At 44.5% G+C, this 17,867-nt stretch carries 16 protein-coding genes and 1 pseudogene; 12 read left to right on the forward strand and 5 right to left on the reverse strand.

The window, feature by feature from the left end:
- Positions 1-7: 7 nt before the first annotated feature.
- From PSI23_RS07215 to PSI23_RS23175, 6 genes and pseudogenes are all read left to right on the forward strand, one after another.
- The gene (locus PSI23_RS07215; protein ID WP_273554446.1) at positions 8-364 is read left to right on the forward strand and encodes an iron-sulfur cluster assembly scaffold protein; all 357 of its coding nucleotides are present in this window, start codon (positions 8-10) and stop codon (positions 362-364) included.
- A complete protein-coding gene (locus PSI23_RS07220; RefSeq protein ID WP_273554447.1) occupies positions 361-1,542 on the forward strand; it encodes a cysteine desulfurase family protein in 1,182 nt (393 codons plus the stop codon). Before PSI23_RS07215 ends, PSI23_RS07220 begins: the two co-directional genes overlap by 4 nt.
- The gene (locus PSI23_RS07225) at positions 1,539-3,476 is read left to right on the forward strand and encodes an AMP-binding protein (RefSeq protein ID WP_273554448.1); all 1,938 of its coding nucleotides are present in this window, start codon (positions 1,539-1,541) and stop codon (positions 3,474-3,476) included. Before PSI23_RS07220 ends, PSI23_RS07225 begins: the two co-directional genes overlap by 4 nt.
- Positions 3,473-4,540 (forward strand): flavin-containing monooxygenase, encoded by a 1,068-nt coding sequence (locus tag PSI23_RS07230; protein ID WP_273554449.1) that lies wholly within the window; start codon positions 3,473-3,475, stop codon positions 4,538-4,540. The genes PSI23_RS07225 and PSI23_RS07230 overlap by 4 nt, the downstream gene beginning before the upstream one ends.
- Before the next feature lie 268 nt (positions 4,541-4,808).
- Positions 4,809-4,931, forward strand: a complete 123-nt coding sequence (locus PSI23_RS07235; protein WP_273554450.1) for a hypothetical protein — start codon at positions 4,809-4,811, stop codon at positions 4,929-4,931.
- Between the two features lie 45 nt (positions 4,932-4,976).
- A pseudogene (locus PSI23_RS23175) lies at positions 4,977-5,069 on the forward strand (IS6 family transposase); the annotation flags it as partial.
- A gap of 84 nt (positions 5,070-5,153) precedes the next feature.
- On the opposite strand, the gene PSI23_RS07240 reads toward PSI23_RS23175, so the two are convergent.
- The 5 genes from PSI23_RS07240 to PSI23_RS07260 form a co-directional block, all read right to left on the reverse strand.
- A complete protein-coding gene (locus tag PSI23_RS07240; RefSeq protein WP_273554451.1) occupies positions 5,154-5,393 on the reverse strand; it encodes a FeoC-like transcriptional regulator in 240 nt (79 codons plus the stop codon).
- A 12-nt stretch (positions 5,394-5,405) separates the two neighbouring features.
- Positions 5,406-7,730: a Fe(2+) transporter permease subunit FeoB gene (gene feoB, locus PSI23_RS07245; protein ID WP_273554452.1), complete on the reverse strand. Its 2,325-nt coding sequence runs from the start codon at positions 7,728-7,730 to the stop codon at positions 5,406-5,408.
- 129 nt (positions 7,731-7,859) lie between these two features.
- Entirely contained in the window at positions 7,860-8,090 is a 231-nt protein-coding gene (gene feoA / locus PSI23_RS07250; RefSeq protein WP_273554453.1) for a ferrous iron transporter A, read from the reverse strand.
- A gap of 290 nt (positions 8,091-8,380) precedes the next feature.
- Entirely contained in the window at positions 8,381-8,905 is a 525-nt protein-coding gene (locus PSI23_RS07255; protein WP_273554454.1) for a pyridoxamine 5'-phosphate oxidase family protein, read from the reverse strand.
- 573 nt (positions 8,906-9,478) lie between these two features.
- Positions 9,479-11,827 (reverse strand): Tex family protein, encoded by a 2,349-nt coding sequence (locus tag PSI23_RS07260; protein ID WP_273554478.1) that lies wholly within the window; start codon positions 11,825-11,827, stop codon positions 9,479-9,481.
- Between the two features lie 273 nt (positions 11,828-12,100).
- Between PSI23_RS07260 and greB the strand changes: the two genes are divergently transcribed.
- The 6 genes from greB to pstA all read left to right on the forward strand — a co-directional run bounded on the left by greB (position 12,101) and on the right by pstA (position 17,778).
- Positions 12,101-12,583, forward strand: coding sequence for a transcription elongation factor GreB (gene greB / locus PSI23_RS07265; RefSeq protein WP_273554455.1), 483 nt, complete (start codon positions 12,101-12,103; stop codon positions 12,581-12,583).
- Positions 12,584-12,789: 206 nt separating this feature from the next.
- The gene (gene ompR, locus PSI23_RS07270; RefSeq protein ID WP_273554456.1) at positions 12,790-13,509 is read left to right on the forward strand and encodes an osmolarity response regulator transcription factor OmpR; all 720 of its coding nucleotides are present in this window, start codon (positions 12,790-12,792) and stop codon (positions 13,507-13,509) included.
- The gene (locus PSI23_RS07275; protein ID WP_273554457.1) at positions 13,506-14,633 is read left to right on the forward strand and encodes an ATP-binding protein; all 1,128 of its coding nucleotides are present in this window, start codon (positions 13,506-13,508) and stop codon (positions 14,631-14,633) included. The genes ompR and PSI23_RS07275 overlap by 4 nt, the downstream gene beginning before the upstream one ends.
- A 130-nt stretch (positions 14,634-14,763) precedes the next feature.
- Entirely contained in the window at positions 14,764-15,804 is a 1,041-nt protein-coding gene (gene pstS, locus PSI23_RS07280) for a phosphate ABC transporter substrate-binding protein PstS (protein WP_273554458.1), read from the forward strand.
- A gap of 107 nt (positions 15,805-15,911) precedes the next feature.
- Positions 15,912-16,868 carry a phosphate ABC transporter permease PstC gene (gene pstC / locus PSI23_RS07285; RefSeq protein WP_273554479.1) on the forward strand — a complete coding sequence of 319 codons (957 nt, stop codon included), beginning with the start codon at positions 15,912-15,914 and terminating at the stop codon, positions 16,866-16,868.
- A 1-nt stretch (position 16,869) separates the two neighbouring features.
- Positions 16,870-17,778: a phosphate ABC transporter permease PstA gene (gene pstA / locus PSI23_RS07290; protein ID WP_273554459.1), complete on the forward strand. Its 909-nt coding sequence runs from the start codon at positions 16,870-16,872 to the stop codon at positions 17,776-17,778.
- Positions 17,779-17,867: the final 89 nt, after the last annotated feature.

Consider the following 17,867-nt stretch of genomic DNA (forward strand, 5'->3'; position numbering starts at 1 on the left):
ACTAACTATGTTTAATGAAATTATCACTGATAACTTTTGCAATCCTGATTTGCAGGGAAGCCTAACGAATCCGGATATTCAGCTCAAGTTAGGTAATCCTGTATGTGGAGACAAAGTAAATATTGATTTGTCATTGAGCAAAGATGGACAGATCAATGAAGCTCGATTTCAAGCTTGGGGATGCACGACTTCTTTAGCCATGTCTAATCAGTTTTGCCGTCAGGCCCAAGGAAAGACATTAACAGAGCTAGCGCAATTAAGTACACCAGAGATCGACAAAATGTTAGGCAAGCTGCAGCCTTCACAACGGCATTGCCTGGAGATGTTGCATGCTCTTTTTCAGCAGGTAAGGGGGCATATATGACCATGTCGTACTTTGATTTCAATGCGACAACACCATTGAGTCATAAATCCAAGATGGCAACTCAGGGCATGTTGGATCAATTTGCCAATCCTTCCAGCAGATATCGTTTGAGTCACAACGTTATCAAGTTAATTCATCAGGCAAAAGAGTCTGTAGCTCAGTTAGTGGGAGGCTCTCCCGAAAGGATCATTTTTACTTCCGGTGGCACAGAGAGTAATAACCTAGCCTTGCACAGTGTATTCGGCCAACTCCCAGCTGGCCAATTATCTCGTTATCATGTTATCTGTTCTGCAATTGAGCATTCTTCAATTCTGGAACCTTTACGTTGGTATCAAAAGCAAGGCCTGAACCTTACGATCATTGAACCGAGTAAAACAGGAAGAATAGATCTGGACACATTGTGTAATGCCATCACACCCCAAACTTGTTTCATTACATTGATGGCGATCAACAATGAAACAGGTGTCATTCAACCCTACGATGAGCTTGCTTACAGGTTAAAAGGAAAAGGTATCCATCTTCATTTAGATGCAATACAAGCGGTAGGAAAATGGCCTATCCGCTGCTTTGATGATATCCCATTAACCATCTCTTTTTCGGGGCATAAGTTTTATGCCCCTAAAGGGATCGGTGGGTTGTATTACAGCCAGCAAGTGAAAATCTATCCTTTATTGCATGGTGGTGGACAAGAACAAGGTTTACGTTGTGGTACAGAAAATACATTAGGAATAGCTGGATTAGCTGCCGCCGCAGAAGAAGCTAATGAGGAATTGATACAACGCCTTGACCACTGCCGTGAAATGAGAGTTTACCTACTCACACAATTAGACAAGTTAGGCGTAAATTATCATTTAAATGGTGAAACAAACCCTGAGTATCAGGCCCCATGGACATTAAATATCAGTTTCCCCGGCATTAGGGCGGAAGCGTTAGCAAGTAGATTGGACTTATGTCACGGTATTTCTGTTTCGTTGGGGTCGGCTTGTAGTAATAATTCACAGTCACCTCAGCGTTCACATGTTTTACTTGCGATGAAATCTCCTTATTCCTATATCGATAGTGCATTGAGAATCAGTTTTGGACATGTTACTGAGTGGCAGGCAATTAATGCTCTGGCTAATGCTCTACAACAGGAAACACAGCATTTATTGGCTATTTCAGGAGAACAAAAAATATGATGCTGGAGCATGCACAAACGCTGTTATGCTGTTTAAAACATTATGTTTCACAGCAACCAAATGACATTGTTTACCGCTTCTTACCTTCGGGGGATTCAGATACTGTTACTCTGACCTGGCAAGAACTGGAACAACGTTCCCACCAACTTGCTTGCGCACTCGTTACCGCTGGGCAACAGGAAAAAGCAGTTATTCTAATGTACCCTCCTGGCCTGGATTTTATTATAGGGCTGGTAGCCTGTTTTAAAGCTGGGGCCATTGCTGTTCCATCTAATGTGGTTCGAGGAAGCCGTCATCTACAACGACTAAAGCAGATCTTGAATGACTCAGAAGCTAAAGTGATACTTACCACTTCAGAGTTAAACAAAACCTTGTCACATGAATTCCCGAATCAAAAGATCATGTATTACTCAGAAAATCAGATGATAGATGAGGTAAACCAGCTTCCCTCAATCTCTCCAGATCAATTGGCTTTCCTACAATATACCTCTGGTTCTACTGATGCTCCCAAGGGAGTGATGGTTACTCACAATAACTTAGTTCATAATTTGCGGGCGATTAATAATACTTTTGGTTTGCATGAAAGATTAGTTATTGGAGGCTGGATACCACAGTTTCATGATATGGGGTTGGTAGGTCATATTCTACTGACTGTGGCTCTGGGTGGGCAATATAACTTCATGCCACCTCTATCATTTATTCAGAAACCATTACGTTGGTTACAGTTGATGCATGATTATGGCGCAGAATTCTGTAGTGCTCCCAATTTTGCTTACGACCTTTGTGCTGATCAAGACTGCACTGGCCTCAATCTGGAATTGTCCCGCTGGCGTTGGGCTGGTAATGGTGCAGAACCAGTTAGAAATGAAACTTTGATGCGTTTTTATCAGGCAGTTAAAGAATATGGGTTTGCTTATCAAAGCCAAATACCTTGTTACGGTTTGGCTGAAGCAACACTGGTAGTCAGTTCATCCACCAGTGAAGCTCTTCCATTTAGTTTAACGATTTGTAGCAGCAGCCTGGAGCAGGGAAAACTTGCCTTACAACCTGATGGAGTTGTAATACAAGCTAGTGGTCAAGTTGCACCTGATCATCGAGTCGTGATTGTTAACCCAGACGAAAAAACATTATGTCAACCCGATGAAATTGGTGAGATTTGGGTTCAAGGCCCAAGCATTTCTGTAGGGTATTGGAATAATCCGGAACAAACTCAACAAAACCTTATGGCCTATACGACCACTGGTGAAGGACCTTTTCTCCGTACTGGTGATCTCGGTTGTCTGTATGAACATCATTTATTTATCACAGGGCGTTTGAAGGATCTGATTATTATCCGTGGGCGGAATATTTATCCACAAGACATTGAACACATAGCCACTATGCAGTCCACAGCGTTTCGTCCAGGCAAGGCAATTGCTTTTGAACTGGAACAACAGGTGGTTGTCGTCATAGAGCTACAGAAAAATGTGGAGCAGGAAAATAATTTCAGAGAATTGAGGCGAAATGTAATCCGGGCACTCAATGCAACATTCGATATCAATATCGCTGACTTAGTATTCATTCAAGTCAATAAATTACCTACAACTAGCAGTGGAAAAGTACAACGAAGACTCTGTCGTTCACTCTATTTACAAGGCAAATTACATCTGGCCAATGCACCGTCTACCACTGAAACTCAAGGAGCATATATGACTGAGCAGGAATTAAAAGATTGGCTGATCGAATATTTAACACCCTATTTCCAACGCTATGAAATTCCTATCAGTGAACACGTCTCCTTCGATAGTCTTGGCCTGGATTCTGTGAGCAGAGTGACACTGATTAGTCAGTTAGAAAAAGTATTGCAGCAAAAACTGGACCCTATTCTTGGCTACGAATACCCCACTATACACGCTTTGTCTGGGCATATACTGCAATTGGAGCAGAGGCCATGAAAATCGATTGTTTAATTGTTGGTGCTGGGCAAGCGGGGCTGACACTGGCGGTTACTCTGAAGAAAAAAAAAATCAATACATTGATTCTGGAGCGAGACTTACGTATCGGGGATGTTTGGCGTAGGCGTCCTGATAATATGCTGTTATTTACTTCTCGTATGATGAGTCAACTGCCTGATTTTTCTTTGCCGGGTGCTTCAGATGGTTATCCAACTAAGGATGAGATAGCAGATTATCTAGAACGTTATGCACATTATCACAATCTAAATGTATTAACGGGAACGCAAGTTATTAGTGTTAAACATCAAGATGGGTTGTTTACGCTGACTACGGAAAAAGGGGAGCAGTTCTCTGCTCCTTGTTTAATTAACGCCACTGGTGCTAATCAAGTCCCCATTATTCCTGAGATGGCGAGCGATCTATCCCCTTCAATACAGCAATTGACTGCTGACCGTTATCAGAACCCTGGGCAATTTCAGGCAGGGTCTCGGATTGCTGTCATAGGTGATGGTGCTAGTGGTCGACAGATATCAAGAGAACTTTCTTCCCTTATGCAGGTCACTCTATTTTGCGGCTCTCCTCGTCCTCTCGTGCCAAATAGAGTTCTAGGGAAGGATCTATTCTGGTGGCTACATAAATCAAAGATACTGTATGCAGATACTTCGAGCCTGATCGGTAAAATAATGCAACGACGTAATCCACTTCCATGTGGTGAACTTACTAACCAACGTCTATCTGGGCTTAATGTGCAGGTAGCACAAAAATTAGTAAAAGCTGAACATGAAACACTATATGACCAACAAGGAAAAAAATACCAGATTGATGGACTGATTTGGTGTGTGGGATACAAGGACGCAACTGATTGGTTGACCTTACCTGATGTTAGTGATTCACAAGGTTTTGTCTGCGAGAGTGGCAATATAAACGGAGGAAAAACAACCTATCCGGGGCTGTTTATCATAGGCAGAAAATGGCTCAGCAGTCGCAGCTCTGAACTGTTACTGGGGGCTGCCAGAGATGCACAACGAGTTGCGCAGTGGGTAGAACAAAAGCTGAGGGCTTAGCTACGTTCAATATACATAGAGTTGAGAGACAGTAGCACTTTCAAGTAATAACTGTAATTCCATTACATAATGAATAAATCTGCTCTCTACCCTGAAAATAACTCATTGAGTAAGTGATTTTCAAGAACACAGATAACACGATATTCACCACTATGATGTTCACCACGATAGTGAAGTGACTGGGGGAGTCTGCATTGCTAACAAAAAAGATAACTTGAAAGATAAAAGGCTTACATATGATCCATCTTGACAGAGGATATTGATGAAAATGAATCAACGAGAAGATAACGTAAGTATATTAGCTGGTAATTCAAGGGATTATTATAATAACGATGGTGAAATAATTGTTGAAGCTCAATTGAAAGCCTTTGAGGCGGTTCTGTCGCGTTAAGCGGTGAATGGATAATATGTCGCTTTTTTATTAAGTTATTCGCCTATGTCCCTTATCCTAAATGTGTTCAAACGCCTGCATTATCCTGTTGATATCATCGCTCAGTGTTGGGAAAAAGTCATCTTTGTTATATTAAGGGGTGGCCTAAGCGGGGATGAAATCAGGCAAGAGATACTGGATAGCTCCGTTGTTGGTGTTCAATCTCTACAACGGAGCTATTTCTTAATTTTTCACTGCTAATTGATACGCCTTAGTGTCACATTTTTGTGTTTCCGGGCACTGTTTGCAGCCCCCGCTGAGGCAGGAGGATGCGTCCACTTCCTCCAGTTTACCCATAATGACAAGCTGCTTAAGCATGGCTTCTACCATTGGCAGCGGTGCTGAAAACTGATGGCTCAATGACCTTGCATCGGTACGTCCATTGAGGGCAACAGCATCTCTGATTTTCAGCAGATTAATCATTTATGGCTCCGACTAGTGGCAACTGCCCTTTGAACATTCGCAACTACGGTCAGTAGTGTTATTGAACGTGATGGTAACTCTGCTGCGTGCACGGCGTAAGCCAATAAAGACCAATATGTTAAACAGAATCACGACCGAGATTGTTATCAAGCTACTTTGTGGATGAGCTGAAAACGTTGTGATTTGATAAAACAGCGCTGACAGAGAATAAGCGACGTTCAATCCCCACAGAATGGAGAATGTCATCCAGCCACGGCTGGTTTCGCGGGCAATGGCTCCCATGACGGAAACGCAAGGCACATACAGCAGCACGAAAATCAGGTAACTGTAAGCGGAAATAGCAGAGCCGAATCTGGCACTCATGGTTCCCATTGAACCGCGATCCATATCGCCGTCACCTTTGCTGGCTTCAATCGGGTTAGAGAGTGCACTCAGAGTGAAGGTTTCTTTCAGGCTATCCCAAGTTTCCGCTACAGAGCCTTTTAATTCATCCAATAAATTAAATTCATCTGGATTGAATGGCTCTTGAGTAATGTTTTCTGCGGTATATAGGGTATTCAGGGTTCCTACAACCACTTCTTTTGCCATCGCGCCAGTGATAAGTCCGACAGTGGCTTGCCAGTTATCAGAATGCACACCAATGGGTTGCAATACAGGTGTGAGTACTTTACTGACGGAAGCTAATGCTGATTCGTTGATATTGTCCACGGTCTTACCGGAGAAGGAGAAACTGTTCAGGGCACCAATCAGCATACTCGCCGCGACAATCACTTTACCCGCACGTATCACAAAACCTTTCAGCCTCTGCCATGTCTGGAGCAGCAGAGTTTTGGCATGAGGAACGTGATAGACCGGCAGTTCCATCACAAATGGCGATGCTTCACCACGCATTAGCGTGTATTTGAGCAGCAGACCCGTCAGGATGGCGACGACAATTCCCAGTATATACAGGGAGAAAACAATGCTTGCCCCACTTTTTCCGAAGAAAGCCGCAGCAAAGACGGCAAAGATCGCCAATCTTGCCCCGCAGGACATAAATGGTGCCATCATGATGGTAATCAAACGTTCACGAGGGGCATCCAGTGTTCTTGCTCCCATCACGGCAGGCACGTTACAACCAAAGCCAACAATCAAGGGCACAAAGGATTTCCCCGGCAATCCCATTGCTTGCATCAGCCTGTCCATGACAAACGCCGCTCGTGCCATATAGCCGGAGTCTTCCAGAAAGGAGAGGAACAGGTACATCATGCCAATTTGGGGAACCAGCGGCAGTACTGTGTTGATGCCGCCACCAATTCCCTGAGCAAGGAACACCGTCAACCAATTCGGGAAATGGAGAGTATGACCAAGCCATTGCATCCCATCGATGAAAATGGCGGCGGAAGCGCCGTCGAAGATTGGCTGTAAGGCTCCCCCAATATTAATGGCCAGCACAAACATCAGGTACATGGCAAACAGGAAAATAGGTACACCTAACCAGCGGTTCAGGATAACGGTATCTAACGCTTGGGTCAGTTTATTTGGTGTGGCCGCACGGGTATCAATGACAGACAGACAAATTTCACTGATTGTCTGATAGCGCGAGCCTGCAATGATGAGATCGGGTTCTTCAATTTGTTGTTTTTGCAAGCGTCCGTTGCTTTCCGCCAGTTGCGCGTGAGTCAGGCCGGATACCTCACGGCTGTAAATATCTCCTTCCAACACTTGCAAAGTCAGCCAGCGACGCTGTTGTGGTGTGAATTTCTCTGTGATCTGGCTGGAAAGGTGGGAAATCTCCTGCAATAACGTATCAGGATAATCAACCTGAACAGGGGGGGACTTCTGTGAAGTATTTTGTGGGTAATTATCGATGGTATTTTTTAGTGCATCTATTCCTGTGGCACGGGTTGAAACCAGCGGGATGACCGGACAGCCGAGACGCTTCTCCAGTGCCGGAATATCAATATTGATGCGTTGACTTTGGGCAATATCCAGCATGTTCAGTGCAATGATGCAGGGAATGCCCAGTTCAATCAATTGCAGTGAGAGATAAAGATTACGCTCCAGATTCGATGCATCAACAACATTGATCAACATATCGGCTTCACCACCCAGAATGTAGTGGCAGGCAATTTGTTCATCAATGGAGGTTTGCTCAGAAATAGTGGTGAGCGAATAAGTACCAGGGAGGTCGACAAGCTCGACTTGATGGTCATGGGTGGTAAAGTAGCCTGTTTTGCGTTCTACCGTAACGCCCGCCCAGTTTCCTACTCGTTGTCGGGAGCCTGTAAGCTGGTTAAAAAGCGTCGTTTTGCCGGCATTGGGATTACCAATCAGGCCTATAGTTAATTGTTTCATTATACTTTCTGCCAATCAGGAAGCGACTTCCGTACTCTAGTTATACCTTGGTACTTTGTTTATACGTTCGTACTTTGGTTATAAAAATGCATGGGTGATGGTTATTCTGAACCACCTTGACTTCGGGTTTTACGAGTTCTGATCTTCATTTAACATGAGAAATGCCAAGTCTTGCTTACGAAGGGTAAGGTTAACTCTGCGTGTTTCGATTTGTATTGGATCGCCTAATGGAGCAAAGCGAATAACCTGAAATGTTGAGCCGGGTAACATGCCGAGTGACAATAATTTTTGCCGATAAGCGGGGTTAATCTCTGGAGAAAATCCCAGAATTTTATATCTACGTTCTGGAATAAGAACCATATAACTCTCCATTTGAATTGAAAAAATAAGTGATTATGAGAATTATTATCCTCAATAAAGGGAAATTCACAAGAAAAAAATTCGGTAATTACTCTGAGTTCTAATTGTTAATGATAATAATACGCAACTGCGATACGGATTATTTATACTGAATAATGCAGGAATAAATTGATATTAATCAAATTAATGGTGGCTTTATTGGAAATAAATCGCTATCAGAATTGTTTAATATTCGGAAAATTTTCTTGAATTGATAAGCCCTGATAATAAACAGGGCTTGTTGGTTTTCATTAACCTTTGGGAGGATAACGTAATTCACTCAATGGTACTTGTACACGCTCATCATCTTGATGTTGGCTCCAGGCGTCTGAGTCGTACACCCACCATTTCTCAATTTCCAACTCATAGAAACGGCGTATGGCATGGCCTTGATAGTCACTGATGGGACGAGATTTTTTCTTTCTGATAGCGGGATCAGGGTAAGTTTTTAAGAAAAAGTAGTCATAGGTTTCTTTTATTTGATCATCGGGGACTTGGCGGGCACAACCAACAAATTGAGCACCAGCCAGATCCAGCGATGAATCAGGCATAACCCGACTACTGTAGATTGTACCGCTGACACTGGGGTTGATACACAATTCTTGCGAATGTCGGGTATCTCGTTTTGAATACCAGATCAGTGTCAGTGGATTGTATTTCGGAATATAAAACATCGTCGATGACCAGACTGAGTCTGCATCTGGATCATGAGTGGAAAGACTGAAAAAACGGATATTGCTGAGTAGATCAAAACTGCTTTGGACATATTTGTTCATGTTTTTTTCCTCAACAGTGTGAATGCGTTCTTTGTACCAACATCTGCAAATTGAAGCCATGGGTATAAGAACTTTTGGATTTAATGAATAGTTTATATTTTTATATTATTCAATAAATCCCCATTATTATGAGATTTATTGCGAAACGAAGTATACGAATTATTTATGGAAAGATGCAGGTGTCATCACTTGTTCAAATTTATAACGTCAGCAATAAATAGAATTATTACTATGAAAGTAATGGGTTTTTTATGGTGGAAGCTAAAAAAATTTTATTTCTATCCATGTTTTATTTCTTTTCATGTAATAGTTTATTTAAATTAAAAATATATTTAGTGATTTTAAATAATTAAAACTGTAATGAATTTTATGCTTCTCATAAGGCAGTAGTTACAACAATAAATGGTAACAATAATGTATAGTAATAATAATAGATAGTAATAATAATAGATAGTAACAAAAATGGATAGTAATAATAATGTCACGTATTTTGAAAGAACACAGAAAAGATCCTGAGCTGGCTCAATTGAGCCAGCTCAGGAAATCATTTACATAAACAAACGTTTTTACTAATTAACGTTTTTTATTAAAAGCAGCAGCCAGTGCATCACTCATGGCGCTGTTGGCTAAAGATGCAGAACCTGAACGCGAATTATGGCGGTTTCTGCCATTGCCGTTGCGATTATTGCGACCCTGATCATGGCGATCCTGACGGTTGTCACCTTGAGTCCGGCGTGCCTGAGTTTCACCCGGTTGCTCATCAAGACGCATGGTTAGTGCAATACGTTTGCGGTTAAGGTCAACATCCATCACTTTCACTTTCACGATGTCGCCTGTTTTGACCACAGTGTGTGGGTTCTCTACAAAACGATCGGACAGTGAGGAAATATGAACCAAACCATCCTGATGGACACCAATGTCCACGAATGCACCGAAATTAGTCACGTTAGTCACGGTGCCTTCCAGAATCATACCCGTTTGCAGGTCTTTCATGGTTTCAACACCATCGGCAAATGTGGCCGTCTTGAATTCAGGGCGTGGATCGCGACCCGGTTTTTCCAGCTCTTTCAGAATATCGGTGACGGTCGGGATACCGAATTTTTCTGTTGTGAAATCCTGAGCATTCAAATTACGCAGGGTAGCAGGATTGCCCATCAAGTCAGGCAGGGCCTGCTCGATTGCTGTCAGGATTTTCTCAACCACAGGATAGGTTTCCGGGTGAACCGTTGAAGCATCCAGCGGGTTATCACCCTGATTGATACGCAGGAAGCCAGCACATTGCAGGAAGGCTTTCGGCCCCAGACGATGGACTTTCAGCAGTTCGTCACGGTTATTGAAACGGCCGTTTTCATCACGCCAGTTAACAACATTTTGGGCAACGGCACGGCTCAGGCCTGCAACGCGGGTCAGCAAGGCGACAGAAGCTGTGTTCAGGTCAACACCGACGCCGTTTACACAGTCTTCAACCACGTTGTCCAGTTTTTTGGCAAGCTGGATCTGACTAACATCATGCTGGTATTGACCAACACCGATAGATTTTGGTTCGATTTTCACCAGCTCAGCCAGTGGATCTTGCAGGCGGCGAGCGATGGAAACAGCTCCACGCAGGGAGACATCCAGATCAGGGAATTCTTGTGCAGCCAATTCAGAAGCGGAGTAAACGGAGGCTCCTGCCTCGCTGACGATGACTTTCTGTGCCGTGACGTCAGGATACTGTTTCTGGATATTAGCGAAGAAACGTTCTGTTTCACGGGATGCAGTACCATTACCAATGGCGACTAATTCCACCTGATGTTTGGTGCACAGAGCTGCGACGGTTGCAGCTGCTTTGTTTTCCTGCCCGGTGTGCGGATAAATGGTATCGGTGGCAATCAGTTTGCCAGTTGCATCAACAACGGCGACTTTTACCCCGGTACGCAAGCCCGGGTCCAGTCCCATTGTTGCGCGCATACCGGCAGGCGCAGCCATCAGCAGATCATGCAGGTTACGGGCGAATACGTTGATGGCTTCATCTTCGGCTTTCTCGCGCAGTGTGCCCATCAGTTCGGTTTCCAGATGCAGCAGCACTTTGATGCGCCATGTCCAGTTCACCACGGCTTTGCGCCAGTTGTCAGCAGGTGCATTGTTCAGGCGCAGGTTAAGGTGATCGGTAATAATTTGCTCGCAATAGCTCTCTTTTGGGGCTTCCTCAAACTGAGGGTCGGCATTCAAAGACAGTTGCAGGATACCTTCATTGCGTCCACGGAACATGGCAAGAGCACGGTGGGAGGGAACAGCTGCGATAGCTTCGTGGTGATCGAAATAATCGCTGAACTTGGCACCTTCTTCTTCTTTGCCTTCGACAACTTTGGCGACCAGATGGGCATTTTTCCATAGATATTCACGCACTTTCGCCAGCAAAGTCGCATCTTCGGCGAAACGCTCCATCAGGATATAACGTGCGCCATCCAATGCCGCTTTGGTATCAGCAACACCTTTGTCTGCATCAACATAGGCCGCCGCCGCCAGTTCAGGCTCTTGTTGCGGATCTTGCCACAGCAGATCAGCCAGAGGTTCCAATCCGGCTTCAATAGCTGTTTGTCCGCGGGTACGGCGTTTAGGTTTATAAGGTAGATACAGGTCTTCCAATTCGGTTTTGCTTTGCGTGGCATTAATCGCTTCTGCAAGCTCAACGGTTAACTTTCCCTGCTCCTCAATCGATTTCAGAATAGTCTGACGGCGGTTGGACAGTTCGCGCAGATAACCGAGGCGGCTTTCGAGCTGGCGGAGCTGCGTGTCATCCAGACCACCGGTGGCCTCTTTACGGTAACGGGCGATAAAGGGAACCGTATTTCCCTCATCGAGCAGAGTAATGGCGGCTAGGACTTGCTGTGGTTGAGCCTGTAGCTCACCGGCAATGATTCGACTTAAAGATTCATTCATGGTCTGTTTTTCTTCAACTTTCTTGGCGTCTGTAGACATCCTGAGACATCATCAGACAGAGCCGGATAAAATCAAATTTCACCTGAAACAATATCGGCATGGTTCAAACTGGCTCCATTTATACGTGCTGAGAGCGATAATTTCCAGTTTAGCGCGATATTTCGGTCATGTTGCGACAGAATTCATCGAATATCTTCTGGATTAAGATCGAATGTCTTCTGGATTAAGATATAGTATTTCGCCATTAATCATCTTTTCTCAAGTGAGTTTTTTATGGCCAAGAGTAACTATATTACCCGAGAAGGTTGGCATTCGCTTGATCAGGAACTGAAATATCTCTGGAAAATTGAACGCCCTAAAGTCACTCAGTCTGTTTCAGATGCTGCTGCGTTAGGGGATCGTTCAGAGAATGCAGAGTACATTTATGGTAAAAAAAGATTAAGAGAAATTGACCGTCGTGTGCGCTTTTTGTCCAAGCGTCTGGATGTATTGCAAATTGTCGATCCTGATCCGCGACAAGAAGGAAAAGTCTTTTTTGGGGCATGGGTAAAAGTTGAAAACGAGAAAGAAGAAGAACACATTTTTCGTTTGGTGGGGCCGGATGAGTTCGATCCTGCCAAGAAGTGGATTTCCATTGATTCTCCGGTGGCAAGGGCGCTGCTTGGTAAGCAGATTGATGATGAAGTCACGGTGATGACACCTAATGGCATGGCAACTTACTGGATACTGGAAATTGATTACCAGCCTTTGACATAAGTTACAGTGATTGCGGAGCGGAAATAGGAAGAACGCGAATAGAGATAACAATAATTGGGAGAACAAGAATAGAAAACCTAAACATAAGCAATAGTTGCCAATGCCGTGAGTGGCCTTAAAATACACGCGGCTAGTCTCTATTGAAGTATGGGTTTTCTGTGAAGGTAATGGATGTTACGGGCATGGAGCATCCTGGGAGCTGAAACATGCAAGAGAGTTATAAGATCCTTGTTGTTGATGATGATATGCGCTTGCGGGCGTTGTTGGAACGCTATTTGTCCGAACAGGGATTTCAAGTGCGTAGCGCAGCAAATGCAGAACAGATGGATCGTTTATTGACCAGAGAATCCATTCAATTGATTGTCCTGGATTTAATGTTGCCGGGCGAAGATGGGTTGTCTATTTGTCGAAGGTTGAGAAGTCAACATAACTCGATTCCGATTATTATGGTGTCCGCGAAAGGAGAAGAGGTTGATCGGATTGTTGGTCTTGAAATTGGCGCTGATGATTATCTTGCCAAGCCTTTTAACCCGCGTGAATTATTGGCACGCATGCGTGCTGTCTTGCGGCGACAGACACATGAATTGCCGGGAGCGCCGGCATCAGATGATGCGGTGATTAATTTCGGGAAATTTAAACTTGATCTCGGAACACGTGAAATGTTTCACCAAGATGAGTTGTTGCCTTTGACCAGTGGGGAGTTTTCCGTGCTGAAAGTGTTGGTTTCTCATCCTCGGGAGCCATTATCACGGGATAAATTGATGAGCTTGGCTCGGGGACGAGAATATGGCGCAATGGAGCGTTCCATTGATGTACAGGTTTCCCGCCTGCGTCGCCTGATTGAAGAAGATCCTGCCCATCCGCGTTATATCCAGACGGTTTGGGGATTGGGATACGTTTTTGTCCCTGATGGAAGCAAGGTATGAAAAAGCCTTGGGTTTCCTATGTCCTGTACCTGATGCTGGGCAGCCTGCTGTTCAGCTCTCTGATCACCTTATTGCTGGTGATGTTCGAAAGACTCTCTTTCAGCGTGATATTTCCTTATCTCTTTATAAGTATCTTTGTGGTGGGACTATCATTATTCGCGGTGTTCCGGCGGTATTTCGCTATCTCAAAACGCACATTGAAAGCCATGCAAAAAGCAGTCATTGACATGGAAAAAGGAAGAAAAGTATCTCCGTTGCCTGAAAAGGGAACTCCCGCCATCCGTTCCGTTATTAGAGCACTCAACCAATTGTCGGTAGCGCTGAAATCACAGGAAAATGATCGGATGATACTGATGGCTGGAGTGAGTCATGATTTGCGCACTCCGCTTACTCGTATTCGTCTGGCGATGGAAATGATGGAAGGAAAAGATGATTTTCTGACAGAATCTATCCATCGGGATATTGAAGAATGCAATATCATGATTGATCAGTTCATTGATTATCAGCGGGCGGGGCAGGATATGCCATTCACATGCTGTGAATTGAATGAGCTGCTTGAAGAAGTGATTGAGGCAGAACAACGTTGTATGTCAAATGTAGACAATATGACAGATAGAGATATCGAGAATCGCTTATCTAAAGATCCGATTTTTATTTTAGCTCATCCCCTTTCCATCAAGCGTGTATTGGTCAATATGTTCACTAATGCCCGGCGTTATGGCAATGGATGGATTCGAATCAGTAGCGGCTCAACAAAAAAATTTGGCTGGTTTCAGGTTGAGGATAACGGCACTGGAATAACGAAAGAAGAAGCCACGATTTTGTTCCAGCCCTTTAAGCAAGGAATTCGGGCTAGCGGCATCTGTAGTAATGGTGGAGTGAGTAATGGTGGAGTGAGTAATGGTGGAGTGAGTAATGGTGGCGTGGGGTTGGGGCTTGCGATCATCCACCGGATCATTTGTATCCACGGTGGGAGTATTCAGGTGGGAAGCAGTGAAAAAGCGGGGCTATCCATTCGCGTATATATTCCATTGAGTGCAGCATTGAGTACGTCATTGAAAATGCAAAAATTGAAAGTGCAAAATAAGGTCTTGCCGAAACGTTCTGTCATAAAAATGTCATAATTCATACATTGTATTGTCATTGAATTCACTTACTTTCCTTCATGATTCATTTTTTAACCTAAAAATCAAATTGTCAGCCATGCTTGGCATTTATTTTTAATTAATGATGCGTATCCCAGTAGGAGGGAGTATGAAATCAATGCGTACCACCGTGGCGAGCATCATGGTCGCTGTATTTGCCATGACATCCCTGTCTTCAGTTGCTGCCACCAGCTTGACGGGGGCAGGTGCGACATTTCCAGCACCGATATATACCAAGTGGGCAGATTCTTATCAGAAAGAAACTGGCAATAAAATCAATTATCAAGGCATCGGTTCTTCTGGTGGTGTAAAACAGATTATTGCCAATACTGTTGATTTTGGCGCATCTGATGCCCCTCTTGCTGATGAAAAATTGGCGGCTGATGGACTATTTCAGTTCCCGACGGTAATCGGTGGTATTGTGCTGGTGGTGAACATTTCCGGTGTTAAATCTGGTCAGTTAGTTCTGGATGGTAAAACCCTTGGTGACATTTATCTGGGGAATATCAAGAAATGGAATGACCCCGAGATTGCAAAACTGAACCCAAATATCAAACTGCCGGATCAAAACATTGCCGTGGTTCGTCGTGCCGATGGATCAGGGACTTCCTACGTTTTCACGAGTTATTTATCTAAAGTTAACAACGATTGGAAACAAAAAGTCGGGGCAGGCACGACCGTCAAATGGCCAACCGGGTTAGGCGGTAAAGGCAATGATGGGATTGCGGCGTTTGTTCAGCGTCTGCCCGGCTCAATTGGTTATGTTGAATATGCCTATGCAAAGCAGAATAACCTTGCTTATACCAAATTAGTTTCAGCGGATGGTGCAATAGTAGCGCCTACCGCAGAAAACTTCAGTGCAGCGGCCAAAGGTGCAGATTGGAGCAGTAGCTTTGCTCAGGATCTGACAAACCAAAAAGGCGATAATGCGTGGCCAATGACTTCCACCACATTCATTCTCATCCACAAACAACAGGCAAATGCTGCGAATGGTACTGAAGTTCTGAAATTCTTCGATTGGGCTTATGAAAAAGGCAAAAAACAGGCGCAAGATCTGGATTATGCCGCTCTGCCGAAAGAAGTGATCAGCCAGGTACATGCAGCATGGAAGAGCAACATCAAAGATAGCAGTGGCAAACCGCTATATTGAACTTATGGATTGAGAATTGATGGCCTGTCTATCACCGCTGTGAATCGGCGATTATAAAATCTCCCCCTTTACCAAGGGGGAAATAACCCAAAATGAGAATTAAGCGTATGGCCGAACGTAAAACGGCACTGAAAGCACCGAGTAAAAATGGCGACATTATCTTCAGCGCTCTGGTTAGATTGGCGGCGTTGCTGACTTTGTTCCTGCTGGGAGGCATTATCATTTCGCTGATCATTGCTTCTTGGCCGAGTATACAAACATTTGGTTTTGCTTTCTTGTGGAACAAAGATTGGGATGCGCCTGCGGACGTGTTTGGTGCATTGGTGCCGATTTATGGCACATTGATGACTTCATTAATTGCCTTGATTATTGCGGTTCCGGTGAGTTTTGGCATTGCCCTGTTTCTGACGGAATTGTCTCCGAATTGGTTGAAACGTCCGTTGGGCGTGGCTATTGAGCTATTGGCAGCGATCCCCAGTATCGTTTATGGCATGTGGGGGCTGTTTGTTTTTGCTCCATTATTTGCCACGTATTTCCAGCAACCCGTCGGTAATGTGCTCTCGAGCCTTCCCATCGTGGGAGAGTTGTTCTCCGGCCCAGCCTTTGGTATTGGCATTCTGACGGCAGGTGTCATTCTTGCCATCATGATTATTCCTTATATCGCTTCTGTAATGCGTGATGTGTTTGAACAAACCCCCGTGATGATGAAAGAGTCTGCCTATGGTATCGGTTGTACAACATGGGAAGTGATTTGGCATATCGTCTTGCCTTATACCAAGAATGGTGTGATTGGTGGCGTAATGTTGGGTCTTGGTCGGGCATTGGGAGAAACAATGGCTGTCACCTTTATTATTGGTAATACCTACCAATTGGATAGCTTGTCTCTGTACATGCCGGGGAACAGTATCACCTCCGCGTTGGCGAATGAATTTGCTGAGGCTGAATCTGGCTTGCATACCGCCGCATTGATGGAACTGGGGCTGATTTTGTTTGTAATCACCTTTATTGTGTTGGCGTTGTCGAAGTTGATGATTCTGCGTCTGGCAAAAAATGAGGGGCGCTGAGATGACAACCATCAATAAGCAACCATCACGTTTAGTTGGTGGAGTTAGCGAAGCGGACATGAAAAGCCGCCGCCGCATGCAATCATGGCGTCGCCAGAAAAATCGGTTGGCCCTGATGTTATCCATGGCGACGATGGCATTCGGTTTATTCTGGCTGAGTTGGATTTTAATCTCCACCGTGACTAAAGGCATCGATGGTATGTCTTTGGCGTTGTTTACTGAAATGACGCCACCACCCAATACAGAAGGCGGAGGGCTGGCAAACGCCATTGTTGGTAGTGGCTTGCTGATCTTCTGGGCGACGGTATTTGGTACGCCGTTAGGGATTATGGCGGGGATTTATCTGGCGGAATATGGTCGCCGTTCATGGCTGGCAGAAATTATTCGCTTTATAAATGACATCCTGCTTTCAGCACCTTCGATTGTTGTCGGGTTGTTTGTCTACACGGTTGTGGTAGCGAAAGTGCAACACTTTTCCGGTTGGGCAGGGGTAATTGCTCTGGCGTTGTTGCAGATCCCCATTGTTATTCGTACGACGGAGAACATGCTGAAACTGGTGCCGGATAACCTGCGCGAAGCTGCTTATGCACTGGGAACACCAAAATGGAAAATGATCTCAGCCATTACGTTGAAGGCGTCGGTATCAGGCATTATTACCGGGGTATTGCTGGCGATTGCCCGTATCGCAGGTGAAACGGCTCCACTGCTGTTCACTTCGCTTTCCAATCAGTTCTGGAGCACCGATCTCAGCCAGCCGATTGCAAATTTACCTGTCACTATTTTCAAGTTTGCCATGAGTCCATTTGCTGACTGGCAACAGCTGGCATGGGCGGGCGTATTGCTGATCACTCTGTGCGTCCTGTTGATTAACATTGTGGCGCGTGCGCTGTTTGCGAAGAAAAAGCACTAATATTTTTTCAAACCTGCATTTTTAACATGCCATCCCTCGATCCTTGATGAAATATTCGATGGAATAAAAGCATGAAAGGTATAAAAGAG

It is taken from the genome of Xenorhabdus yunnanensis, from assembly GCF_028598805.1.
Lineage (GTDB): Bacteria > Pseudomonadota > Gammaproteobacteria > Enterobacterales > Enterobacteriaceae > Xenorhabdus > Xenorhabdus yunnanensis.